A 24,388-nucleotide genomic window follows, 5' to 3' on the forward strand; every position below is an offset into this window, starting at 1 on the left:
AGGGACTCGGTAGGCATTGCTCACCCTACCCCTCGCCGTTATTTGTCTGTCCTTGTCTTTCCTGTTTCCTACTCCCCACTCCCCACTCCCTTCCATGGTCAATCTGCAATTTTCACGCAACTGGCGGTCTTGGTTCAGCCCTTGGCAGGGGGTGGACTGGATACTGATGGTTTTGGTGGTAGGGCTGACGGGGTTTGGTGCCCTGGTGATCAACAGCACCCAACTGCACCTAGATACCTCCTACGGCCTGAATCACCTGGTACTGGGGGGCATCGGCCTGGGTATTTGCCTGTGGTTTGCCCGCTGCCGCTACGAAAATCTGCTGAACTGGCAGTGGGTGATCTATGGTGCGGTTAACCTGTCCCTGCTGGCGGTAATTTTTATCGGCACCGTGGGCCTGGGGGCGCAGCGCTGGATTACCATCGGTGGGTTCAACATTCAGCCCTCGGAGTTTGCCAAGCTGGGGATGATCATCACCCTCGCCAAACTGCTCAGCCAGCGAGACGCCTCTACCTTGGGGGGCGTGTTCAAGGCCGTGGCCATTACGGCAGTGCCCTGGGCGCTGGTGTTCATTCAGCCCGACCTCGGTACCTCCCTGGTGTTTGGGGTGGTGGTGATGGGGATGCTGTACTGGGCCAACTGCAATCCGGGCTGGCTGGTGCTGTTTATCTCCCCCTTGGTGGCGGCGATTATGTTCCACCTGCTGTTTCCGGGCTGGCTGGTGTGGAGTGTGCTCATGGGGCTGATTGCCTGGAACACCCTGCCCTGGCGCTGGTTTAGCAGCATTTTGGCCACCGCTGTCAACCTCGTTTCGGGCAAGCTGGGGGATATCTTCTGGGGGCTGCTGCAAGACTACCAAAAGGATCGCCTCATCCTGTTCCTCGACCCCGACAAAGACCCCCTCGGCGGCGGCTACCACTTGATCCAGTCTCGCATTGCCATTGGGGCGGGCCAAATTTGGGGCCAAGGGATAGGGGAAGGGAGCCAAACCCAGCTCAACTTCATCCCCGAACAACACACCGACTTTATCTTTTCCGCCGTGGGGGAAGAACTGGGGCTGGTGGGCTGTGCGGCCCTGCTCATTACCTATCTGCTGATCTGCTTTCGGATTTTGATCATCGCCCAAAACGCCAAGGATGATTTTGGATCCTTGATTGCCGTGGGGGTGTTCTCCATGCTGGTGTTCCAAATTTCCATCAACATCGGCATGACCATCGGCCTTGCCCCCATTACCGGGATTCCCCTACCCTGGATGAGCTACGGACGCTCTGCCCTACTGACGAACTTCATGGCCCTGGGCATTGTGCAATCGGTGGCCAACTATCGACACCGCCTGAAATTTACCGATTAGCCCCTGCGCCATCTGGGCGGTTGTTTGCTACAGTGGCAGGGCAAAATTCCGTTCTGGCTGGGCTATGGTGTTTCAGAGGTTGAAGGCAAAGCCGCTGGCGTTAGCCGTGGGGGTTGCCCTGTTTGTGGGGGGCGGGGCACTGGCCTTTTGGGCGCTGGGGCGTCGCAGCAGTCTGATGCAGGGGCTTCCGGCGGGGGCCAATGCCATCCCCAGCAATGCCGTTGTGGTGGCCTCCCTCTCCACCGACGAAGGCCAGTGGCGACGGCTGCGTCAGTTTGGCACCGCCGAAACCCAAGCCCAGTTTGACCAAGCCCTGGTGGACTGGCGAGATCGTCTCCTCACCGACGCAGGGCTGAATTTTAACGCCGATCTTCGCCCTTGGGTGGGGTCAGAAATTACCCTAGCTGTGCTGCCGTCAGATCGCCCTGGGGCCTCTCCCCTCACGGATCTTGAGGGATCCTTGGCCTCTAATGTGGTGGTGGCGCTGCCCATTAATAATGTTGGACAGGCCCAGCAGGGTTTAGGCAATCGCTTGGTGCAGGCGGAGGGCATTGGCGACAACCCCTATCGCGGCATCACCATTCAGCAGATGGAGAGCGGCGAGGGAGAACCGATCTACGGGGCGGTGCTGAGCCCGGAACTAGCCCTGGTTAGCCCCCAAGTGGCGCTACTGCGGCAGTCCATCGATGCTTTTCGGGATAATCAATCGGTGGTGGAACGGCCTGGATTTACGCGGGCCTTTGAGCAGGTGGAACGCTCCCGCGCCCTTGCCCGCCTCTATGTGGATGTGCCCTCGGCGGTGCAGGCGTTGGCCAATACCGCCGATCCCGCCATTCCCGCCAGTCGGCTAGAGGCCCTGCGTACCCCTCGATCCTTGGTGGCGGCGGTGCTGGTGGAAAACCAAGGGGTCGCCATTCAGGCAATTAGCTGGCTGGATCAGGGGCCTGTGGTCTTCAACACCAGCAACCCGGCGGATCAGATGCCCCAGCGCCTCCCGGCCAGCACTCTGATTATGCTGTCCACCGGAAACTTCCAGCAGTTTTGGGAAGATTTCAAGGCGGGAAGACAACTCTCGGCGGCCTTTCCCCTCCGGCCAGAGGAAATTGCCCTAGGCATCCAGTCCAGCACGGGCCTGGTGATGGAGGAAGACCTGGTGCCCTGGATGGGGGGCGAAATGACCCTAGGCATTCTAGAACCGCCAGCCCCCAGCGGCTCGGATGCCCCGGCCATGCCCAATCCGGCCCTGGTGATGATGGTGAAAGCCAGCGACCGAGACGCCGCCACCGCTGCCCTCAATCGACTGAATGCGGTGATGGCCGACCGCTACCGCTACCGCGTGGAAACCGTGGATCAGGGCGGTGTAGCCATCACCCAGTGGGTGGCCCCCTTCGATTCCCTCACCATGGCCCACGGCTGGCTGGAGGGAGATGTGGTCTTTTTCACCATTGGGCAGGGCATCACGGATTTGATTGTGCCCCGGCCCAACCGGGCGTTGGCCACCGCTTCCGCCTTCCAAGCCACCACCGGACGGGCTCCTCGGCCCAACAATGGCCACTTTTTTATCAACCTGCGGGACATGGCCACGGTGGAAAATAGCCTGCTGCTGCCCCCGCTGCCCACCGAAGGCTTGATCAGTGCCGCTGCCCTAGAGGCCATTGGTGTCACCGCCACGGTGCTGAGCGACCGCCAAGTGCGCTACGACATCACCACCACCCTGCGCCGAGGCAACCGCCCAGGGCCACTACCCGCCCCCGCCGGAGCCGCCGCCCCAGAGGTCGAACCCAGCCCAGACCCCGAACCATCCCCAGAACCCGCTCCAGAGGCCAACCCCCAATAACGCCCCCAACCCCAACTTCCCATTCCCGACTCCCCAGTTCGCCATAGACATGACCCCAGGTTTGCAGTCGGCAAAAGTCGGTAGGATAGAAACAGACCCTTCCTTCACAGAACTCCTATGGATTTGATCGCGCTCCAGGGCTGGCTGGATAATGCCTCCTTTGCGGTGCTGTTTGTCACCCTACTGCTCTACTGGTGTGGCGTGGCGTTTCCCCAAGCCCGCCTCTTGCCCAGCCTCGGCACGGCAGGCATGGCCGTAGGCAACCTCACCATCGCCGCCCTGCTGATCGCCCGCTGGATGGAGGGGGGCTACTTCCCCATGAGCAACCTCTACGAGTCGTTGTTTGCTCTGGCCTGGGGTATCACCGCCATGCACCTAGTGGCGGAACGCATGAGCCGCAGCCCCCTGGTGGGGGCCGTCACCGCTCCCATCGCCATGGCCATCACCGCCTTTGCCACCCTCACTCTGCCCGACAATATGCAGGGGTCTGAGCCATTGGTGCCCGCCCTCAAATCCAACTGGCTGATGATGCACGTTAGCGTCATGCTGATTAGCTACGCCGCCCTGTTGGTGGGGTCGTTGCTGGCCATTGCTTTCCTTGTCGTCACCCGTGGCCAAGCGGTGGAACTGAAGGGGAGTTCCGTCGGCACGGGCAGCTTCCGCAACCTCAAGGTGCAGCGGGCCAAGCAAGCCGAGGCCGTTGCCCTGGGCAGCGAGACCGCCAACGATGTTCTCCTGGGCAGCGGTGGCACCGCAGTCATAGAAAAGCCTGCGGTACTCGCCAGCCAGACCGTCACCCTCTCGCCCCAGCGCCTCACCCTGGCCGACACCCTCGACAATATCAGCTATCGCATGATTGGCCTGGGCTTTCCGCTGCTCACCATCGGCATCATCGCCGGGGCCGTGTGGGCCAACGAAGCCTGGGGCTCCTACTGGAGCTGGGATCCCAAAGAAACCTGGGCGCTAATTACCTGGCTGGTGTTCGCCGCCTACCTCCATGCCCGCATCACCAAGGGCTGGCAAGGACGCCGCCCCGCTATCCTTGCTGCTACAGGGTTTGCGGTGGTTTGGATCTGCTACCTGGGGGTGAATATCCTCGGCAAAGGGCTGCACAGCTACGGCTGGTTTTTCTAGGCAGCCTCAATTGTCTGAGCGGTCAGCCAAAGCACCTACAAGATAAACTTTTCCCAAAACTTTGACGTGGCTTAAGGCAGAACCGATAGGCTAATGGCAATCTCCCTAGAAAATGGAGGACTGTCATGAGCAGTTTTAACGCGGATCTTTTGAATCGAGACTACGAAGTGAAAATCGGTGAGTATTTTGGTCGTGGCTGGGCCATCTTTAAAGAATTTGCCTGGGGCTATATTCTATTTACCCTAGTCATCGGGATTATCAGCGGGCTCCTTTCCCAACTGCCATCGCCTCTTGGTATGAGAGCACCTGAAGGTGAACTGGGCGGCGGCAACTTGCTTTTCAGTATTATTTCCCCCGCTTTAGGAGCGGGCTTTTATTTTGTTTCCTTTCAAATTGCCCGTAATCGACCGAAGAACTTCAGTGATTTCTTTGGCGGCTTCAAGAAGTTCTTGCCCCTATTCCTGACTTCCCTGGTCTCAGGCATCCTGATTTTCCTGGGCCTGATTGCTTTAGTTATTCCTGGTATTTACTTAGCCGTTGCCTACATGTTTGCTCAGCTCTTTGTGATTGACAAAAACATGAGCTTTTGGTCAGCCATGGAAACCAGCCGCAAGCTGATTAGTAAGCGATGGTTTTCCTTCCTCATCTTGAGTTTTGCGTTGGGTCTGCTTGTGCTGGCAGGTTTCCTGTTACTGGGAGTTGGGGCGCTAGTGACCATTCCTCTGTCTACCTGTGTGCTAGCCGCTGCCTACGAAGATATTGTGGGGCTGAACTCCGTGTCGGAAGAGAGTTCCTGGAGCTAGCCTACGGCTGATCCAACCTTCGACTTCGGACGCGACAACCGTGTCCCAACCGTCTTGGAATCATGCAGGGGTCAGGTCTCCTGACCCTTTGATAGGTCCGAGTTCTAGCAGGTTTTGTCCGTGAAATGGGAACAAGGACTTGAGCATCGATGTCTAGCCTTGGCCCTGGCTTAGGGTTTGCTGAAGGTTGGTAGTAAAGGCTTCCAGTTGGGTGAGCTTGGTCAGCATTTGGTGCTGGCGCTGGTGGCGGGTATGGGGCTGGCGGGCGGTTTGCAGAAAGGCCACATCCATGGCAATCAGGCGTAGGGTGCGGCTCATCTCGGTTAGAACGGGCTGTAGATTGGGGCCGTTGGGGGCGTCATCGGTGCCGAGGGGGAGAATCTGCTGCTGAAAAAGCTGCTGCACCGTCAGAAAGTGGCCTTGGAGGTCTCTGGGGTTGGGGTTGGCCCGTTGGCAGAGGTCGCTGACGGTGGATAGGTGCGACTGGAAGGCTTGGACAGCGGTAGACATGGCAGAAGTGACAGCGGCTATGGCAAAAATCATAGAATATTTATGGCAAATGGTGATATTTTGATAGAATGAAATCTATAGAAAAGTTCGTGTGCCCACCAGGGAGGCAGAACGTTGATCCACGCCACGCTACACCAGCTCAAAGTCTTTGAAGCCACCGCCCGCCACGGCAGCTTTACCCGCGCTGCGGAAGAACTCTACCTCACCCAGCCTACGGTATCCATTCAGGTGAAGCAACTCACCAAGGCGGTGGGGCTTCCCCTGTTTGAGCAAATTGGTAAGCGTCTCTATCTCACCCAGGCGGGCCAAAAGCTGCTGGAAACCTGCCAAGAAATCTTCAGCGGTCTAGATCAGTTTGAGATGGCCATCTCAGACCTGAAGGGGCTCAAGCAAGGCCAGCTTCGCCTTGCCGTCATTACCACCGCAAAATACTTTGTGCCGCGCCTGCTGGGGCCATTCTGTCAACGCTTCCCCGGCATTGATATCTCCCTCAAGGTGACGAATCACCAAAACATCCAGGAGCGCATGGCCAACAACGATGACGACCTCTACATCATCAGTTCGCCGCCAGAGCAGCCCGACCTGAATATCCATCCCTTTTTAGAGAATCCCCTGGTGGTGATTGGGCCGAAGGATCACCCCTTGGCAGGCAAAACCAAGGTGCCTATTCAGGCCCTCAATGGCGAACAATTCATCATGCGCGAACCTGGTTCTGGCACTCGCCACGCAGTGCAAAAACTGTTTGCCGAGCACAATGTAGACGTGAAAGTGCGCCTAGAACTGGGCAGCAATGAAGCCATTAAGCAGGCGATTGCAGGCGGGCTGGGGGTGTCGGTGTTGTCCCTCCACACCATCATTTCCGAGGGCACCAGGGGCGAATTCACCATCCTCGACATCGAGCATTTCCCCATTGAACGCCATTGGTATGTGGCCAGTTTGGCGGGTAAGCAATTGTCCGTTGTTTCCCAAGCCTTCCTCACCTACCTGATGGAAGAAAGTCATGCCATGGTTGAAAAATGCCTCCCTGGCATCAGCCTCACGGGCCATGCGATTTCTCCCGTCGGTCTTACCCTGCCCGCCAAACTGGAAACGGCCCAAGGACAAGCACGGGATCGCGCCACTGTTCAAGCCACGACAAACTAGGCGTCCTAGAGTAAGCATCTTAGAGTAGGCGTCTTAGATAATGGAGCGACGTTGGGCTGTTGGTTAGTTCGTCCTCAAGCCCTAAACTGGCCTAGCGTCATCTGCTATAACTGGATGCATCTTCCTGTGATGCATCCATGCTTTCCTACGTTAAAACTACGGTTTTCCCCTACTTAAAAAATCAAGTTCTGCCCTCACGGCCTGTTCAGTTATTTCTACAAACGGGGCTGAAGTGGGATCGAGATAATGTGCCTGGCATGGCAGCGGCGCTTTCGTACTATGCCCTCTTCTCAATGTTCCCACTGTTGTTAGTGCTGCTCAGTATCTTTGGTGTGCTGATTGGCCCTAATACGGAGGCTTTCCTGATGATTCAAGACGTTGTTGAGCGCTTTCTGCCCGTAGAAGTCCATGAGTTAATCAAAGAAACTGTCATTGCTCTAAACCGCAATAGTGTTGGTGCTGGTCTCGTCGGATTTGTGCTCTTGCTTTTTATGGCGAGCACAATTTTTGTCATTCTCAAACGCTATGTGAACCAAATTTGGCAATCTCCTAGTCGCGTTACGGAAGTAGGATCACCTGTGAAGATGGTTGCTTTCTTTATCGCTAACAAGCTGTCTGGATTCCTGCTCGTTTTTGGAACAGCACTGCTGTTAGTAGTGTCGCTACTCTCGAATATTATTATCAAAATTATCTTGAAAACCGTAAATGAGTTTCAGGCTCTCTTGCCATTTATTCAGGTGGATGAAATACAGCTTACGCGAGGATTGCAAGTGAGCTCATCCTTCTTTATTCTATCCATTGCCTTTTGTGTTCTGCTAAAAATTTTGCCAACCGTTCGTGTTAGTTGGAATGATGTTTGGCTGGCGGCAATTATCACCGCATCAGCTCTGGTTGGCTTGCAGCAGCTTGTGAGTAATAGCGTCATCTCGATTGGCAGTCGTTTCCTCTCCTATGGCGTCATTGGCAGCGTCATGATTTTGATGCTGTGGATATTTTTGACCTGCCAAATTTTCTTCTTCGGCTGCGAATTTTCCTATGTCTATGCCCATTTATTTGGGAGTCGCCGTTCCCGCTCTCTGAATGAGTAGCGCTCCTGATAACGGCTATCAGTCGGGCACCTGGATTAATTACTTTATTGCGAATTCCTAGGGCCTGAAATCGTTGGAATTTTGTTGCCATTCTCAATAAGATTTGTATTTTTCGAGGTGCCCAGTCACAACTTCACCCCGGCTATCGCTGCCAGATGGCATCCGTAAGTAAGTGGTCACAATTATGGGTAAAACGCATTTTGACTTCGCTCAATGCCCCCCCACAAGGCCGCAAGAGGGTTGAGCGCAGTCGAAACCCGGAGCCAAACTTAATTTGGCTATTCTACTTATCCATTGCCCAAAGTTAACAAATCTTGTCGGATATTCAGGATTGGCTAAGGGGAAATGCTTTAATGCTGGCTACCCCCCATTTTTACCGCTGACACCGATGAGCTTCTTAAATCTGAAATCCACAAACCCCAGCCCCGAAGATATTGCCCGCTGGTGCCGTTGGTTGGGCTGGACGGGCCTGGTGATGCAGGCAATGTTGGGCTTTATTCCGTTGCTGGTGGTGGTCACGCGCATCTTTACGGGGCAACAGATTGGCCGTTTTGGCTGGGGGCTGTGGTTGGCCATGGCGTGCTTGCTCTTGCTGCTGTTCAGCATTTACTGGTGCTTCCGCTATACCCGCATCGCGGCCCGCCTGGTACTAGCCGAGCGGCGTCCCTCCAAGCCAGCGGTGAAGCGTGCCATCAAACTGGGGCTGCTCTCCAACCTCGCCATTGTCACCCTGGCCACCGTCATTGCCCTTTGGCAGGTGAGCGCCATGACCCTGCGCCTGTTATCGGTTCCTCAAGGGGCTACGGTGATTGCGCCCAATGCGGCGGTGCCTGCTGCTGCTGCCCTGATCACGCCCTCCAATATGATCACAATCTATGCCATGATCAGCACGATTGCGGCGGGGTTGGTGGGGTTAATAGTGGCGCTATTGCTGATTTATCTGATTGGTCGTCATCGTGTTTCCCAGGATTCCTTTTAGTTGGGAAAACTTGGGCAAGCTATACCAAGGGGTGAGGGAAAATTATGGAATCAAGTCGTTGGCAAGAGTGGATATTTGTGGCGGGCTATGTCTCTTTTTTGGTGACGGTGACTTGGCTGGTTGTGCGGCCAAGGTCTGAGGATTGAGCTGCGCTATGATGAGCAAGTACCTGCCGAGCACATGAGAAACATTAGATCTGAGAATACAGACCTGAAACGATAGGCGCTACCAACATCGGTTCCGAAGATAAACCTGCTGAACGTAGGGGAGGCACGTAATGGTACTAACTGCTCAGCAACTGGCCGACTTAATGCCAGATGCTACCCAATTAGACAGTGATGAGCCGGAGATGGAAAGTTCGCTACACTACGCCCAATTGGCTTTATTGGTGGCCTGTCTAGAATGGCTTTGGCGAGATCGGGATGACTTTTTTATTGGGGCCAATCTCACCATTTACTTCAGCCGGGAGCAGCTTAAAAATCGGGATTTTCGTGGCCCTGACTTTTTCCTAATTAACCAGACCCAGCGGCATCCCCGTCGATCTTGGGTCGTGTGGGAAGAGGGTGGACAGTATCCTGACTTAATCATTGAGCTACTCTCTCCCGCCACCGCCAAAACTGACCGCAGCCTGAAAAAGCAGCTTTACCAAGATCGCTTTCGCACCCCAGAATATTTCTGGTTCTCCCCAGAAACCCTGGAATTTGAAGGTTATCGGCTGGTTGGCCAACACTACGAACCCATTGCGCCATCCCCCACAGGCCAGCGCTGGAGCGAGGTTTTGGGTCTTTACCTAGGTGTGCGAGATGGCGTGTTGCGCTATTTTTACCCCACTGGTGAGCCAGTTCCTACCCCAGAGGAAGCCGCCGCCGCCGCCATAGCCCAAGCGGAGCAAGCCCAGGTTCAGGCTAGGCAGGCCCAAGAGCGAGTCGCTCGTTTGGCAGAACAATTGCGGGCGCTGGGCATTGAACCGGAGGATGGGTGAGCTCGCCAAATTCCTGCTCTCTACGTCGGCATCCATGGCGGCATCCAGAGAGACACCGGACAACATCTCACCACTGGCGACGATAATCGTGCTCGACATAGCGCTTGATTTGGCGAGTCATGCGGCGGATGCCTTCCTTTTCGTCGCGGCGGATGAAGGGCAGAAAAGCGCGGGAAAGCAGCCCAGAGATGCGTTCTTGGTGGATATATTTGGTACGGTTAGGGCCGATGTCTTCTAGCTCAAAGACGTGCTCGCTACGGAATCCAGGCACTTTGGCAATCCAGCGCAGACAGCGGTTGGGCTGGACTACCAAAATGCGGGGTTGAAATTCGGTTTCGTCTTCCCCTTCTAGGCGGCGCAGGGCCAGAAGGATATCTCCGCCCGGACGGATGGGGCGGCTGGGGTCGCAGTCGTAGAGAAAGGTATTCCAGCGATGCCATTCTTCTTTACGAATCAGGGCATCCCAAACGGCAAACCGGGGCGCGTCAATGGTGACTTCACTGTAGAGGCTGGGCATGGCAAACCGGGAACGAGGCGAACTGGGGAACCGTGCGCCAAAAACGGTAGCTCTATTTTCCCACAGAGGTTTCCCCTTGGTGGATCGGCCACGGAGGGGCGCTTTTGGATAGCTAAAGCGGAGGAAAGGGCTGGATCACGTCAAGAAAGCTTGTGATTGACCGTGTTGGGCGGTGAGATTTTGGTGCGCGGGAGTAAATTCGGCTTAAGATTCCCTACGTAACGCCTTCGTGCATAGCGTTTATACCCAGCGATTGTCTACAGGTTTTGGCATGGCACAACTCACCCCCAACTCTAGCTACAGCCTCAATTTGCGATTGAAAATTCCCAACCGGGCGGGGATGTTGGCCCGCATTACCCAGGCCATTGCCGATGCGGGGGGGAATCTTGGGGACTTAACCCTGATCAGCCGCAGCCGCCACGATGTAGTGCGCGAACTCCATGTGGATGCCTCCGGGGAAGACCATGTGGAAGCCATTGTGCAGGCGGTGAAAGCCGTTGAAGATATTGAAGTTCTAGACATTTGCGACCGCACCTTCCAAATCCACGAGGGCGGCAAAATTAGCGTGGAAAGCAAGCTGGAACTCAACAACCAGGACGACCTCGCCATGGCCTACACCCCTGGGGTGGGGCGGGTGTGCTTAGAAATTGCTGAGCATCCCGACCGTGTGTTTGACCTGACAATTAAGGGCAACACCATTGCCATCGTCACTGACGGTAGTGCCGTGCTGGGCCTGGGCAACCTTGGCCCCGCCGGAGCCCTGCCCGTGATGGAAGGCAAAGCCCTGCTGTTCAAAAAGTTTGCCGGACTGGATGCCTTTCCCATTTGTTTGGATACCCAGGACACCGATGCGATTGTGACCGCTGTGAAGCAGTTGGCCCCGGTGTTTGGCGGCGTCAACCTGGAGGACATCAGCGCTCCCCGCTGCTTTGAAATCGAGGCCCGCTTGCGGAAGGAACTGGATATTCCCGTCTTCCACGACGACCAGCACGGCACCGCCATCGTCACCCTCGCGGCGCTGATGAACGCCCTGAAGCTGGTGAACAAAACCCTGCCCACGGTCAAAGTGGTGATTAACGGGGCCGGAGCCGCCGGGGTGGCCATTGCCAAGCTGCTGCAACGGGCGGGGGCCAGCCGCATCGTCCTGTGCGATTCCAAGGGCATCCTCTCCCACAGTCGCGATGATCTCAATGAGCAAAAGCGGGAGTTTGCCGTTGAAGAATCCGGCACCCTAGCCGACGCCATGGCAGGGGCCGATATCTTCCTGGGCGTGAGTGCGCCGGGGGTAGTCTCGGTGGCGATGGTGGAATCGATGGCTAAGGATCCCATCGTCTTTGCCATGGCCAACCCGATTCCCGAAATCCAGCCGGAACTGGTGGCCGACAAAGTGGCGGTGATGGCCACCGGACGCAGCGACTACCCCAACCAAATCAACAACGTGCTGGCGTTTCCCGGTGTGTTGCGCGGTGCCCTCGACTGCCGCGCCCGCGAAATTACCCCCTCCATGTACCTAGAAGCGGCCTTGGCCATTGCCGATCTGGTCAGCCCCCAAGATCTCAACCGCGAACACATCATTCCCTCGGTGTTTGATGACCGGGTGGCCAATGCGGTGGCTTCTGCCGTCAAACACGCCGCCCGCGTGGATGGGGTGGCCGTTAAGTAGCCTCTAGGGGGCTTCTCGCCTACGATACCTGTCCTGGAGGCAACTCCAGGACGCCTCTCTACTACGGGCAATCGCTTGCCCGTAGGGCGGTTCAGCCTGAAGCTATCCGGTTCTGTCATGAAACTCGCTACCGTCCACCTCACCCATGAATTAGCCCAAACTTCAGCCGATCTGCCTTGGGCAGCGTGTGGCAAAGTGGCGCTTGATTTAGCCCATACGCTAGACATCCAAAGCATTACCTGTAAGGCTTGCCTGAAATCAATAGCAGGAAAGAAACTCCTCGGTGAACCGCTCAAACCTGTCACTGTTCATCTCATTCACGAGTTAGCCCAAACGTCAGATGATCTCCCGTGGATGGCCTGCGGAAAACTTGTGCTCGACGGAAGCCATACTTCAGACATTCGAGACGTTACCTGCAAAGCTTGCCTCAAATCGGTGGCAGGTCAGAAACTTTGGCAGGATGAGTAGATCACAAACGCACTCTTTTGCTACGATCCAGCCCTCACCCTAAATCCCTCTCCCAAGCTGGGCTACTAAGTACACACAAGTCAGGTTGGAGTAGGATGCGGTTAGTAATCGTGGGGGAATTGCGGTGGAAAATCCTATCCTAATTCACGCTGAAGTATCACAGGGCAGTGCTTTTGGGGATCGCCGCCTGGAAAAAAGGGGGCGGCGCTGTATGACTCTATGCGTGAGTCGCTATCGGTGAACATCCGGGCGATGAGCCGCAACCGAGCGGAACAGGTAGGGTACTATCGCTTTCTGGAGAATCAGAATGTGAGCGTCTCAGAACTGGTCAGGAGTGCCGCAGACCACTGCCAGCAACAGGTGGCGGGGCGTCATGTGTTGGCTATCAGCGACAGTAGCGAAATTAACTTGCAGGCTCAGGCGAAGCATCTCAAGCCTGAGGACGTCGGGGTGGTCGGCAATCATCGTGATATCGGGTTTTTCGTCCATCCGACCCTAGTGGCCGATGCGGAGAGTGGCTTTCCCTTGGGCTTGAGTGCGATTCAACGATGGCATCGTGACCCGAAACGACCCGACAAACATCAGCGGCACTATCCTCAGTTGCCGATTGAGGAGAAAGAATCCTATAAGTGGCTGCGCTCTGCCGAGGACAGTCGAGTCCCCTTGATGGCTGGGGATGCTGTGTGTGTGACCCATGTGGGTGACCGTGAGAGCGATATCTACGAAGAGTGGGTTCGGGTGCCTGATGCCCACACGCACCTGTTAGTGCGCGCTTGCCGTAACCGACGACTGCACGATAAGTCCACGATGCTCTACGAGACACTGGCTCAGCAACCCGTTGAGGGCACCTATGCCGTTGAGGTGCTGGCCGACCCTCGTGGTCACCGAGAGTCCCGTGAAGCTTGGCTAGCGGTGCGCTTTACGCCCGTTACCCTTCGCCGCCCCCGGAAGGTCGATGCCCACGACTATCCCGAATTGGTTTCCCTCTATGCCGTGGAGGCCAAAGAGGTCACGCCACCTGCCGGAGTCAAGCCCATTCATTGGCGCTTACTGACGACCCATCCCGTCACGACCGTGGAGCAAGCGTTACAAGTGATTCAGTGGTATCGGTGGCGCTGGCAGATTGAACAGTTCTTTGCGTTGCTTAAGCGAGTCGGCCTTGACCTTGAATCCACCCGCCTGGAGTCGGTTAAGGCCATTGAACGCCTCACCATCCTGGCCTTAATGGTGACCTTGAGGCTGCTCCAACTGAAAACCGGTCGAGCCGATGAATCTCTCTCCGCCTCGGTGACCTTTAGCGAACCGCAACAGCAATGCCTGGAGCAGTTGATGCCGACGTTGCAGGGGCGAACCCGAAAACAGCAGAATCCCTTCTCCCCAGGCTCCCTACCTTGGGCCACTTGGCTCATTGCACGCCTGGGGGGATGGTCGGGCTATCGCTCCCAACCGCCACCCGGCATTCGTACCTTGAGCCAAGGACTTAGAAAATTTGAGGCCATCTTTGAGGGATGGTCACTCGCCCAAAGCTCAGTTGTGTGTACTTAGTAGCCCAGGGAGGAGAGGAACTTTGAAGGATTTTCCGGCTCCCCTCTCCTTCCTGGGAGAGGGGCTGGGGGTGAGGGCCATAAAAGATTTGTGATCTACTGATGGTGCCTATTCCCAAAGGGCTGGGCTAAGTGCTGTGCCTAACTCGCCTCAATTTGCTGTACCACCGTGCGGGCCGAGTAGCTCACCCCAGCGGTACCTTCGCCGGGATGGGTGGAATCGCCCACCAGCCAGAGGCCGTTGATGGGGGTGCGGTTGGCAAAGCCAAAAGGGCCATAGCTGCTGACCCGCATTCCCAGCCCGCCGACGATGCCCTGCTGACGGGCGGTGAAGTGGGCGAAGGTGCGGGGGGTGGCGGCTTCGACGTGGATGATGTGCTTGGGATCTAGATCGAAATAGCTGGAGAGGCGGCGAAGGGCTCCATCGGTGTAGGCTTGCTTGAGGGCGGCGTAGTCCTGGGTTTGCCACCAGGGGCCAACCTCGGTGAAGGTGGAGGCGATAATGGTGGCCTGCCCCGCCGGAGCCCGACCATCCCCAGGATGGCTGACGGAGACAAAGAGGGAGTTGTTTTCGCCGATGGGGCCGTCGTAATTATAGAGAAATTGCAGGTGGGGCGGGCAGTTGGGGGGGATGGCCTCGGCTTCCACGCCCAAGTAAATGACGAAAGCCCCGCTGCTGGGGGGCAGGTTTTTCACCCGACGACGGTAGCCCTGGGGAGCCTGATCGCCCAGAAGTTCCACCAAATTTTGCACCGTGACATTGGCGACGACGTGATCCGCAGGCTCGACCCAGGTTTTGCCGGATTTCTGCTCCTGCACCGTCACCTCTGTAACCCGTCCCCCTTGGGTGTGAACCTGCTGGACGGTGTGGCGCAGTTGCAGCAGTCCACCATCTCGCGCCAGGGATTTTTCTAGGGCATCGCTCAGCGTCTGCATACTGCCCTTGAGGTGAAACAACCCCTGGGGCGCTTGGGACACACTGAGGGCGGTGGCGGCGTAGAGCAGGGCGGTTTCGTCGGCGTTGACCTGGGAATAAAGCTTGAGTTGCAAATCCAAAAAGGTCTTCAGGCGGCGATCCTGGGCCAACCCCAAGGATTGAAGCGCTTGGCCCACGGTGGCAAAGGTGTAGGGCACAGTGCGGAGGGTGTCGGGTCGCAGGGATTGGAGCAATCGGCCCAGATCCCACAGATTACGGGGGGGCAACACCGGATCGCGCCCCTGGAACCGCCAGCTTGGGGCAAACAAATCCCGCAACAACTGCCATAGGGGTTCGCTGCCGGGAAATTGCCGCTGCCGTTCCGCCTGCCATGCGTCGGGATCGCGCCACACCTGGATCGGCTCGGTTTCCCCCGGTAAAAAGACCGCACAGGCCGGATCGCAGAAGGTGGCCTCCGGTAGGGGAAGGTCTAACTCGGTAAAAATTTGGTGATGGATGCCCCCCGGCTCTAGGCCAGCGACTTGGGTGGCTCCCACATCAAAGGTGAAGCCTCGTCGCCGAAAGGTGGAAGCGCAGCCCCCGGATACTAGCGCCTGATCAAACACGCGTACTGCATAGCCCCGTTTGGCCAGCAACGCCGCCGCTGTGAGGCCGCCAATGCCCGCCCCAATCACCACTACACGTTTGCCGTTCGCCGTTGGATTGCCGCCTGCCACCGTGGGGCTTGCCATAGTCGTTACAGTTCTTAACCATTGTTCTCAGTTTACGACCTTGGGGGCCTCCCGAACCCATGGGGCTAGCGGCTATCCATGCAGATCTGTCGATGTCTGGCCTATGGTAATTTTGTACTAAAAAGTGCGATTTCCGTGAGGGCCTATGGGCAATTTGGGGGTGCCAATTGGGCTCTCTGGGCTGCCTTTTGAGGGCAAAAGCTAACCATTCTAATCTTGCTTCTCTAGAAGTCAAGGATTTTCTGCTAAATCGGTCACTTTTGGCCTTGTGCTTTAAGGGCGTCGGTATAGTCCTCTCCATTCAGCCCGCTGAACGAGGGCTGATGCCTACCCATTCAACGAAGAGGACTTGCTATGTCACTGTCATTGTGCTCCCAATGCAAAAACTATTCTGAGGAGGTTTGTCTACTGGGGCAGAGCTATGTCGATGTGTTTGGCACGATTCAGACCATTGTGGACGACCAAGATCGCCAGCGGTTGACCAGCTATCTGGCCAGCTGTGCCTATTGGGAAGAATCAGACCTATCCAAGCTGTTTAGTCAGGATGTGACGCTGAGCTACCACGCCTGGAGCCGTTTGGCCTACATGAAGATCCACAATGGGGATCAGGAGTTGTTCCAAAACCTCATCAAGGCGGCAAGGACGGTGATGGTGCAACAGCGTCAGATGACGGATCCTGTTGGTCAAGATCAGCCCACGCCCAGCGAACTTTTGACGCCCAGCCCCAGCCAGTCCCCAGAACCAGACGCCCTTGAACCAGAAGCTGCGGCGCTTGAAGACCCTCAGCCTACTCCCCTGGAAGACCCTCAGCCTATCCCCCTGGAAGACCTGGCCGAGGATACGGCGATGACCTCCGGTGAGGAGCCGATTGCCCTACCGCCCTTGGTTGAGGTGCCCCCCGTCGAAAGCCTGTCGTCGCTAGTGGTAGCGGAGGTGGGATCGTCGTCACCCACATCGGTGATGCCGCTGCCTGCTCCCGTGGCGCTGCCCTCTGCTCCGCCCGCCTTTCATCCTGAAGTCACTGGCCAGCCTGGGGTTCCCGTTGCTACCCAGCCTGGGGCTGATCCCATTGAAGTAGCCATGCAGGAACTTTGGACCATGGCAACTTCCGGTCATCTGCACCACGGGCAGGGGCTTGGCACCATGGCGGACGCGAATCGCGGTACCGGACGCATTGATCCGCTGACCCGCTAGACAGAAGCGGTAATGGGGTGGGCCAGACCCTACGGTTTTGCCGACGCTAGGACAAAAAGCCCTCTCTGCCAAGGTGCTTTTCCATGGGCGAGGAGTCTATTTTAGGCGACCTCGCTTTTTTGTCGTCGGGTTGAGCCCCAGACTGGCCGTAACCCCAAATGCCCTCGCCCTGGGGTTTTGGGCCTAGAAGCTTGGGGCAGCGACGGCCTCCATCGGTGGCGGGCCTCTGTGTCCATAGGGGGTGAGATACCTGATGCCGTAGAGGGTGAGATACCTGATGCCGTAGAGGGTGAGATACCTGATGAAATGTGTTGTATAGCACCCTTGCTCCGTCCCAGTCCGTCGGCCAAGATGAACCTAGGGCATCCACCAACACCAGCATCAGGGATTGGCCCCAAGGAATTTCCTATCACCATCAAGGAGTGCACTATGCGCCGCCATGAGAAGAGCCAGCGGGTTGACATCGACGAATATTTTCAAGGATTTGAAGATGGGGCAGATTTTCGCGCTATCGAGGCAAGCTTGCCCATGGAAGCCTTCCTGACGGCCCAGCCGTTTAAGGCTATCCTGACAGGCAAAGTGGATCAGGCCTCCTCCGTCTTAGCCCCTTACCATCGCCAAAGCCGTGGGGGCAGTGGGCCTAAATTGCTGAATTCCTTGGAGCTAGAATCTGCCCATCGTGCGGTATTCAGCATCAAAAGCCAGCTCGTTGGCGATCCCGATCCCTCCATACCCACCCAAGTCTATCCTCCCGATGCCTGGGACGTGACCCCGGAGAATAGCTCAGGGGCCGAGGCCGAGGCCACAACTCCGGTGAGTTCAGCATTTGCCAAGTTTTTCCACCTCCGTCCCCACGGGAGGACGCAAGGACTGTCACGCCTTTGGCGAGGCAGCCTGATAACGCTGGCGGGCACCACGGTGGTGGCGATGGCTCTCTATGCCTACAGTCCTGCATACCTCCAACCCTATCTCACCCAGGCGCAAACCCTGAGCCGCCTTTCCCTCGTGCAAGTCCGTCACCTGGGCCGTCAGCTCTTGGCCCAGGCCGACCGCGCCACCGCTAAATCCCCCCTGGGCATTATGGCCCACCGTAGCGAGGATCACGGGGCTATGGCGCAGGCGATGGAACTAGCCTACACCGCCGCAGAGTTGACCCAATCGGCTACTACCCATGAGGACTGGCTACAAGTGATCACCTTTTGGCGGCGGGCCATCGACGAGCTACAGCCCATTCCGGCCCAGAGTCATCTCTTTCCCTCGGCCCAGGCGCGTCGTCAGCTCTACCAAAGCAACCTAGCCTATGCCCAGGGTGAGCTTGAAATGGCTCCCTTTCGGTTAGCGGTAAACGCTGCCGAATCAGCTTCCCAAATGGCCGCCAGCGCCTCCACCTTGGAGGATTGGGCTGACGTAGCAGCCACTTGGCAGGACGCCCTGCGCCATATGGAGTCGGTGTCTACCCAGAGTTCTCGCCACGGGGTAGCTCAGGAAAAACTCGCGGAATACGCCGCCAAGTTTGCCTACTCCCAGGGACGCTACCTCACCCTGCAAGCTCAAGACCTCCGATAGCTAGGCTCTGTAGCTGAGGGCAAAGCACTCTGGCGGCGACTTGGGGCCAATGAGCGTCAATACCCCATAGTCGGTTCTCGAATAGTCGGCATCTTTGTAGTACAACACCACCGCCGATACTTCTGGATTATTCTGCTCAATGGCACCAATGCAGTGCGGATCGGTCAAGTTTTGCTGCTCCACGAAGGCCAGCTTTGGCCCCGTAGCCAAATCCGTAAACACGACAGCCCCTGGGCCATATTCCACAAACCCCTGCCAAGCCAAGGCCAGAATCGGCTGGTAATACTGAGTTAATCGCTGCAACGTCACGGTTGAAACCGCTTTGGGGCTGGGCTGGGTATGCTGCAAAATCACCGCATTAGACGAAGGTTCTTCCCTGACCGTACTTCCTAGAGACTCCTGGCGACGCAAGTGCCCAGACAACGGTTGATCCTCCGCCACCCATTCCAGCAGTTCCCCAGGCTGACAGTTCAGCACCTCACAAATACCCTCTAGGCGCTGGGGCGTGAGCCGAGGCATATCCTCCGCCTTCCGCAAGCGGTAGACAGAGTTTTCAGTGATGTCCAACGCCTCCGCCAGATCCTTGTTGCGAATCCGCCGTCTAGACATGACCTCATGCAGCTTCCATCGGATAGGCATGATTTTCAGGAAGGGAACCGTAGATAGTCTTACCACAAAATCAGAATCTACGTCTCGTGTAGATTTATGGCCCTGAGGTGTTGACTTTAATCTACGTCTCGTGTAGAGTAAAGTCAGGTTGGCAACCATAGCGCCGCTCCACTGTTCCCAGCCCGCTCTACATCTCACCGCTCAGGCAGGTATTGACTATGAACCATCGTGAAATCGCCCCCCGCACCGCCTCGCGTCGATCCAGCTTTACCCCCCTTCGTCCGTCTCAGTCTGAGGGACTGCCCCTCGGCACTCGGTTCTTCCAGGCTGGCCACTGGTGGGAAGTCGATGGCCTCATCCATGGACGAGCCACCAGCTACTACAAATGCAAGCCCGTGTGCGGTGTAGAAAGCCGCTTCTACACCGAATCTGAAATTCGACAAGCTCTAAATACCCAATTAACCGCCATGAACATCAGCCATAACTTCCAAGATTCCGACGGTCGAGGCACTGGGCGCTTTGCCACCGAATCAAGCCACGTCGCTCTCCGGCCTGCCGTTGCAAGACGTCAACTCGGCCCGAGCACGAGACAATCCTCCGCTAAAACAGACACGCTGAAGGTTTTGTTAGTGGGTACCCGAGATGCCGTGAAAAAGGCTATTGCTGCTTTCCATGCAACGGGCTATGCCAACACGGCAGACTGGAGCCCATTTCAAATTCGCCCCAACAGCAAAGAAGTGCTCAGTATTTTAGTGCAGAAGATCTAACGATTACCCAATGTCCTGTCCCAGCTAACGGAAATAGGACTGGATTCTGTGAAAACTTCCTTGCAAAGCAATGCTGAAAGCCATAAATCTATGGGCCTAGATGCATCCTATTAACCCTATCAAGCCTAATTTCAACAGGCTACCGAGAAACGCTATGCGAAAGAATCCGGCTGCTGTTACCTTTGCTTTGCTCATTAACTACAGCTTTGAGCTTGGTGGAACTAATCTAGTCGATCTCATCTATTCCTGGTTGAATTTATATCCCGGTAAATGGGTCATTACCGCTACTGTAGAAGCCATTTATCAGGGACGCTATAAGGTCAACTCTGTATCCAGAATCCTAGAATTTTGGAGTCTTAAGGGATACCCCGTCCACCACTTCGACTATGACTTTGCTGACGTAGTGTGTAAAAAGCTTATCGAGCTAGATGTCAGCGAAACAACACTCTCTACCTTTCAAGGAGCCCTCACCATGGACAGCACCACGACTAAATCTGCCAGCACCTACCCTGTAGCAAAGCCATCTTTGGTTAATTCTGCTGCTGCTCAAGCTAACTCTAAGCCTAAGCATCATGCTGTCGCCATCAATAATGCGAATACCAATATTGATCAGTGTGAGCGACTAGTTGTCCATCTTTCTGCCTAACATCTGTTTGGATTATCTCTCGCTTTCATGACCTTGATGGATGTAATGCCTGTTCTTGCCTCTTCTATCTTTCTTCTTTCAGCACGAGGATCGCCATGAATTTCCAGGCCCCAGCCTTCCACTGCGATACATTTAGCCATTACCCGTCAGATTCATTCTTTTCATCCCCGGTCAATTTGAGTCATCAGCAATCCTATCCCTATAGAACAACTTCTGTCCGAGAAGGCTATATCCAAGCATCAGAAGTTGTCATCCTTGAGCCCCAATCCTTTGAGGAAGTGCCCCCCGCTGTTCAGATTTTACGCAATAACAAAGTAGTCGTTCTGAATCTCGCTCATATGATGAATGCAGAAGCTCAACGATCCATCGACTTCATAGCAGGTGGTGCCTATATGTGCCAAGGTTCCCTAGAGAAAATAGATGCCAATATCTTCTTGCTCACACCTCAAAGCACCAACATTCGCGTTGAAGCAAGTCAGGCTCAAACCGCAACTGACCTGGAGTAAGAATCACTATTTTATAATCCTCAATCTACCTTTCCTATGGCTTGCCTCCCTTGATGATCGATGAATTTTACTTATTCTGAGTTGTGATAATAGGTCATCATCCTAATCGTTCCAATTGCCTAAGGATAAGCACATCAGCTCTATGGCTATCTTCTCTTATCCATGAAGACTTCCTATTAGTTCATTTCATAGCTTAGTGACTGTCATGATTCCAGTTGGTGCTATTCAAGGTATTTCAATCATCATCTTTAAGTCGCTCTGGGAGACAAAGGATGAAGCCTATAAATTACTTAGTCAAAGACTGAGCCATGCAATTTTCTATGCGTCAGAAGAATACAAAGAGAATTTTGTTCTTCGGCATGGCTTCATACGACAGGAAGAGTTTAGACCTTCTGTATCCCTTGAAGATATCTATGTGAATCCTCATTTCACTGATCAGGCAACTTTTCTAGAGAGATCTCAAAAAATAATGTTGCCCTATGAAGAAATCAATTACCTAGTAAACTTAAACTCAGTTTGTGATGGACTAGAGCTAAGTCAGAAATATTCCCATTTAGTAATCAAAGGAGAACAAGGAATTGGCAAAACGACGTTTCTCAAAAAAATTGGCCTATCAGCTCTAGATGACCGGGATTCGTTGCGAATGATGAAGCGACATATTCCCGTTTTCATTCAAATTTCTCAACAATTGAATGAAGACATTAATATCAAATCAATGATCAGCCAGGAATTTCAAGCCTGTGGCTTTCCAGAGCATGAGGAATTCGTTGAGTCAGCCTTGAGAAAAGGAAGACTTCTTATTCTCATTGATGGCCTAGATGCTGCTCCTCCCGAACTTCAGGATCAGCTTTTGCTCAGAATCAAAGATTTTTCTGATAGCTATGCAATGAATCGATTTATTGTTACCTGTCGAACTTTCAGAAAAACTCAAGCTCTCAGTCGATTCCATGAAGCGTTAATTTTAGGGTTTGATCATCAAAGGATTCAGGAATATATTCGCAAGTCTATCAAGGGAAAAAGTCCTGACTTGAAAGATGAAAAAAGAATCTCAAAGTATTTGATCAGTGAATGTAAGGCTACAAAATATGTTATTCATAACCCCTTTGCTTTAAGCATTGCTTTGTCTTTGTATCAACGCAGTGAGAATCGCATTCTAGGTCAAACTTTTTTGTACGATAAAATCCTCTCCAGGCTGATTTCCAATGATGAATCTGTAAAAGTATCTCCTTGCCACACTCAAAACTTTGAAAACTCTTTTAGCCTAAGACTAAAGGTCTTAGCTGAAATGGCTTACCTGTGCTTTAAAAGTGGCAGAAGTAAGTTTCATAAAATGGAAATATACCGCTTATGCAGTGCAATATTTGAGCGGCACTCAATGCTTCGTGATCTAACTCATATTGAGCGATTCAAAGAAGAAAGTTTGTTTGATATTATCGTTGTTTCTGGTGATGTCTGCCAGTTCAAAAATCCCATGATTCAGAAAATACTGATAGCTTACCACTTGATGGAAAGTATAAAGCTTCAGAATGATGTGATTGAGAAGTATTTTCATGAATCTGCCTGGAAGGATGTATTTATCTTTCTGGCAGGGATCCAAGGGACAGATTATTTAATTGACGCTGTTCAACCCCATCTAAGTCGATATCTTTGTACTGCACGGCTTTCTTCTTTTATGCATTTGACTGCTCAGCTTGCTGCAAAAGTAACGCTATCGAGCGATAGAACGATCAATTACTGCCACGTTAATTTTATGATCTTGGATATTGTTTTTCTATTTGGTCATCGCCAATATGAACAGAAGTTGATTGCTAAGGTTCTAAGAAAAATCAGGAAAATTATTGAACTAATAGGACCAGAATCTAAACTTTTATCATCTTCAGAGCATCCTTCTAGTTATAGAGGCGTTTTGGGCGATCAATATCTTATTGATCCTAGAATTGTTCGAGGTTTATCGATAGATAGACTTTTTGATCTGGCGCTTGTTCTAGCAAGTAAAAATAAAGACTATGGATTAATTGAAGATCAGGAGTGCCAAGCTTTGATGTCAACCATATCTCGACTAAAAAAACAATTGAAGAATAAATCAATGTCATCCTATCATCGAAGAGTTTGTGAGAATAATCTCTATAAACTCTGGCTTAAGGCGTTAAAAATTAACGATCAGGATCTCAATTTTACTGTTGATGAATTGCAAGCAATCTTTCTCTACTATCAAAGTGTCTGTTTGATTTTTTATTGTATGAAAGAGGCTTTTTACATTTCAGGTCGAATGTCCAGAGAAGTGAGTGAAATATTTTTGAGTCCTCAGTTGACGGCCAATTGCCCAGTGGCACACCCATGAATGACATTAACCTGCCTGCTCAACCTCCAGTCCAAGATCACGTAGGAGATTTCCAGATGATTGAAAATGATTTGCTTCAGTTGAGTTTTGAACAACTTGAAGAAATTAAAAGTCGAGTTAGTCAGATCATTTTGAATAAGCGATCTGCACGAATTTCTTCGGCAATTAAAGACGTGCTTTGCTTGCTTAATACTCATTATCCAGATGTCAATCTATGGGACTTTCTGAATGAACTAGCGGATGTATATCAGGAGTGTGATCTTACAGAAATTTCTGTAGCAGTAGACTTAGAGAAGAATGACGACCTACAACACGAAGGCAAAAATTCTCAAACGACTAACGACTATATGGCGCCTACCACTGCTAATCCTTTTAAGGATGTCGTTAACCATCAGCAATTTAGTGAAACTCCGCAAATTCAATCAGAGCCTTCTGTCAATCTGCCACTTGATACTGCGAGTTTATTGAATCAGCAACATGATGTCCTTCTTCTTCAGGATCCTGATGCATTTTATGAACGATTGAAAACTATTAGAAGTGAGATTTTACAGCACGAAAATGCTCGTTTGTTGTGGTTAACGAATGATGGCAGCCAAAAAACCTCTAGGGTATCAGGAAAGGCTCTTGCTGATCTGCTGCAAGAAACCCTCAAGAAGCTAGATCGTCTCTGTGATTCTGAGACGGAACTAGATATTGAAACCTTGAACCGAGAGGTGTTGCGAATTAGTGAGTGGAGTGAGTTTCACTTAGGTGTTTCTTTACGCAAAGGAACGCTAACTGTGATTACGCCTTTTGCTACTCGGGAACTTGCCTCCTCAGGACAACCATCTATGCTGACCATTGCTGATATGCAAAAACAGGCTGGCAACGGTGATGTGCATATTCCCTTTTCCTATCATCGCTAGATTGATGATGTCTAGATCTCTGCAAAGAATATCAGAAATATAATCTAGAGAACTTCTTCCTTATTAACCTATAAGGAAGAAGTTTTTAAGTCTTGTTGATAAAGCTAACTCGTATCTTTCCTATTCGAAATATTTACAGCATTATGATTAGAAGAAACTAGCCTTAA

The 24,388-nt window shown here is 53.5% G+C and carries 22 protein-coding genes; 18 read left to right on the top strand and 4 right to left on the bottom strand.

Annotation, left to right across the window (positions count from 1 at the left end; all coding sequences use genetic code 11):
- Positions 1–94 precede the first annotated feature (94 nt).
- The 4 genes from rodA to GFS31_RS03325 all read left to right on the top strand — a co-directional run bounded on the left by rodA (position 95) and on the right by GFS31_RS03325 (position 5,125).
- The gene (gene rodA, locus GFS31_RS03310) at positions 95–1,351 is read left to right on the top strand and encodes a rod shape-determining protein RodA (protein ID WP_198806854.1); all 1,257 of its coding nucleotides are present in this window, start codon (positions 95–97) and stop codon (positions 1,349–1,351) included.
- 79 nt (positions 1,352–1,430) lie between these two features.
- On the top strand, positions 1,431–3,188 hold the full coding sequence (locus tag GFS31_RS03315; protein WP_198806855.1) for a DUF3352 domain-containing protein: 1,758 nt from the start codon (positions 1,431–1,433) through the stop codon (positions 3,186–3,188).
- 117 nt (positions 3,189–3,305) lie between these two features.
- Positions 3,306–4,322: a c-type cytochrome biogenesis protein CcsB gene (ccsB, locus tag GFS31_RS03320; RefSeq protein WP_198806856.1), complete on the top strand. Its 1,017-nt coding sequence runs from the start codon at positions 3,306–3,308 to the stop codon at positions 4,320–4,322.
- A 125-nt stretch (positions 4,323–4,447) separates the two neighbouring features.
- On the top strand, positions 4,448–5,125 hold the full coding sequence (locus GFS31_RS03325) for a hypothetical protein (protein ID WP_198806857.1): 678 nt from the start codon (positions 4,448–4,450) through the stop codon (positions 5,123–5,125).
- Positions 5,126–5,278: 153 nt separating this feature from the next.
- Here GFS31_RS03325 and patD read toward each other — a convergent pair whose 3' ends face one another.
- On the bottom strand, positions 5,279–5,635 hold the full coding sequence (patD, locus tag GFS31_RS03330; RefSeq protein ID WP_198806858.1) for a heterocyst frequency control protein PatD: 357 nt from the start codon (positions 5,633–5,635) through the stop codon (positions 5,279–5,281).
- A 114-nt stretch (positions 5,636–5,749) separates the two neighbouring features.
- Between patD and GFS31_RS03335 the strand changes: the two genes are divergently transcribed.
- From GFS31_RS03335 to GFS31_RS03350, 4 genes are all read left to right on the top strand, one after another.
- Positions 5,750–6,778, top strand: coding sequence for a LysR family transcriptional regulator (locus GFS31_RS03335; RefSeq protein ID WP_198806859.1), 1,029 nt, complete (start codon positions 5,750–5,752; stop codon positions 6,776–6,778).
- Between the two features lie 137 nt (positions 6,779–6,915).
- A complete protein-coding gene (locus GFS31_RS03340; RefSeq protein WP_198806860.1) occupies positions 6,916–7,866 on the top strand; it encodes a YihY/virulence factor BrkB family protein in 951 nt (316 codons plus the stop codon).
- 388 nt (positions 7,867–8,254) lie between these two features.
- Positions 8,255–8,845 (top strand): DUF3611 family protein, encoded by a 591-nt coding sequence (locus tag GFS31_RS03345; RefSeq protein ID WP_198806861.1) that lies wholly within the window; start codon positions 8,255–8,257, stop codon positions 8,843–8,845.
- 277 nt (positions 8,846–9,122) lie between these two features.
- Complete coding sequence (locus GFS31_RS03350) at positions 9,123–9,827, top strand: Uma2 family endonuclease (protein ID WP_198806862.1); 705 nt, start codon at positions 9,123–9,125, stop codon at positions 9,825–9,827.
- Between the two features lie 67 nt (positions 9,828–9,894).
- Here GFS31_RS03350 and GFS31_RS03355 read toward each other — a convergent pair whose 3' ends face one another.
- Positions 9,895–10,344, bottom strand: a complete 450-nt coding sequence (locus tag GFS31_RS03355; RefSeq protein WP_198806863.1) for an SRPBCC domain-containing protein — start codon at positions 10,342–10,344, stop codon at positions 9,895–9,897.
- A gap of 271 nt (positions 10,345–10,615) precedes the next feature.
- Here GFS31_RS03355 and GFS31_RS03360 point away from each other — a divergent pair, with 271 nt between their 5' ends.
- The 3 genes from GFS31_RS03360 to GFS31_RS03370 all read left to right on the top strand — a co-directional run bounded on the left by GFS31_RS03360 (position 10,616) and on the right by GFS31_RS03370 (position 14,020).
- A complete protein-coding gene (locus tag GFS31_RS03360) occupies positions 10,616–12,007 on the top strand; it encodes an NAD-dependent malic enzyme (RefSeq protein ID WP_198806864.1) in 1,392 nt (463 codons plus the stop codon).
- Positions 12,008–12,124: 117 nt separating this feature from the next.
- Positions 12,125–12,475, top strand: coding sequence for a hypothetical protein (locus GFS31_RS03365; RefSeq protein ID WP_198806865.1), 351 nt, complete (start codon positions 12,125–12,127; stop codon positions 12,473–12,475).
- Positions 12,476–12,694: 219 nt separating this feature from the next.
- Positions 12,695–14,020 (top strand): IS4 family transposase, encoded by a 1,326-nt coding sequence (locus tag GFS31_RS03370; RefSeq protein WP_198805430.1) that lies wholly within the window; start codon positions 12,695–12,697, stop codon positions 14,018–14,020.
- A gap of 140 nt (positions 14,021–14,160) precedes the next feature.
- On the opposite strand, the gene crtD is transcribed toward GFS31_RS03370, so the two are convergent.
- The gene (gene crtD, locus GFS31_RS03375; protein WP_198806866.1) at positions 14,161–15,687 is read right to left on the bottom strand and encodes a C-3',4' desaturase CrtD; all 1,527 of its coding nucleotides are present in this window, start codon (positions 15,685–15,687) and stop codon (positions 14,161–14,163) included.
- Positions 15,688–16,041: 354 nt separating this feature from the next.
- Between crtD and GFS31_RS03380 the strand changes: the two genes are divergently transcribed.
- Together GFS31_RS03380 and GFS31_RS03385 are read left to right on the top strand one after the other, a co-directional pair.
- Positions 16,042–16,881: a hypothetical protein gene (locus GFS31_RS03380; RefSeq protein ID WP_198806867.1), complete on the top strand. Its 840-nt coding sequence runs from the start codon at positions 16,042–16,044 to the stop codon at positions 16,879–16,881.
- Between the two features lie 429 nt (positions 16,882–17,310).
- Entirely contained in the window at positions 17,311–18,447 is a 1,137-nt protein-coding gene (locus GFS31_RS03385; RefSeq protein WP_198806868.1) for a hypothetical protein, read from the top strand.
- Here GFS31_RS03385 and GFS31_RS03390 read toward each other — a convergent pair whose 3' ends face one another.
- Positions 18,448–19,215, bottom strand: coding sequence for a helix-turn-helix transcriptional regulator (locus GFS31_RS03390; RefSeq protein ID WP_315865627.1), 768 nt, complete (start codon positions 19,213–19,215; stop codon positions 18,448–18,450).
- 59 nt (positions 19,216–19,274) lie between these two features.
- Here GFS31_RS03390 and GFS31_RS03395 point away from each other — a divergent pair, with 59 nt between their 5' ends.
- The 5 genes from GFS31_RS03395 to GFS31_RS03415 all read left to right on the top strand — a co-directional run bounded on the left by GFS31_RS03395 (position 19,275) and on the right by GFS31_RS03415 (position 24,221).
- Entirely contained in the window at positions 19,275–19,823 is a 549-nt protein-coding gene (locus tag GFS31_RS03395) for a hypothetical protein (protein ID WP_198806870.1), read from the top strand.
- 154 nt (positions 19,824–19,977) lie between these two features.
- Complete coding sequence (locus tag GFS31_RS03400) at positions 19,978–20,469, top strand: hypothetical protein (protein ID WP_198806871.1); 492 nt, start codon at positions 19,978–19,980, stop codon at positions 20,467–20,469.
- Positions 20,470–20,564: 95 nt separating this feature from the next.
- Entirely contained in the window at positions 20,565–20,975 is a 411-nt protein-coding gene (locus GFS31_RS03405; RefSeq protein WP_198806872.1) for a cell division protein SepF, read from the top strand.
- A gap of 205 nt (positions 20,976–21,180) precedes the next feature.
- Positions 21,181–23,316 carry an NACHT domain-containing protein gene (locus GFS31_RS03410; protein WP_198806873.1) on the top strand — a complete coding sequence of 712 codons (2,136 nt, stop codon included), beginning with the start codon at positions 21,181–21,183 and terminating at the stop codon, positions 23,314–23,316.
- Complete coding sequence (locus GFS31_RS03415; RefSeq protein ID WP_198806874.1) at positions 23,313–24,221, top strand: hypothetical protein; 909 nt, start codon at positions 23,313–23,315, stop codon at positions 24,219–24,221. Before GFS31_RS03410 ends, GFS31_RS03415 begins: the two co-directional genes overlap by 4 nt.
- Positions 24,222–24,388: the final 167 nt, after the last annotated feature.

The organism is Leptolyngbya sp. BL0902 (genome assembly GCF_016403105.1).
Classification (GTDB): domain Bacteria; phylum Cyanobacteriota; class Cyanobacteriia; order Phormidesmidales; family Phormidesmidaceae; genus Nodosilinea.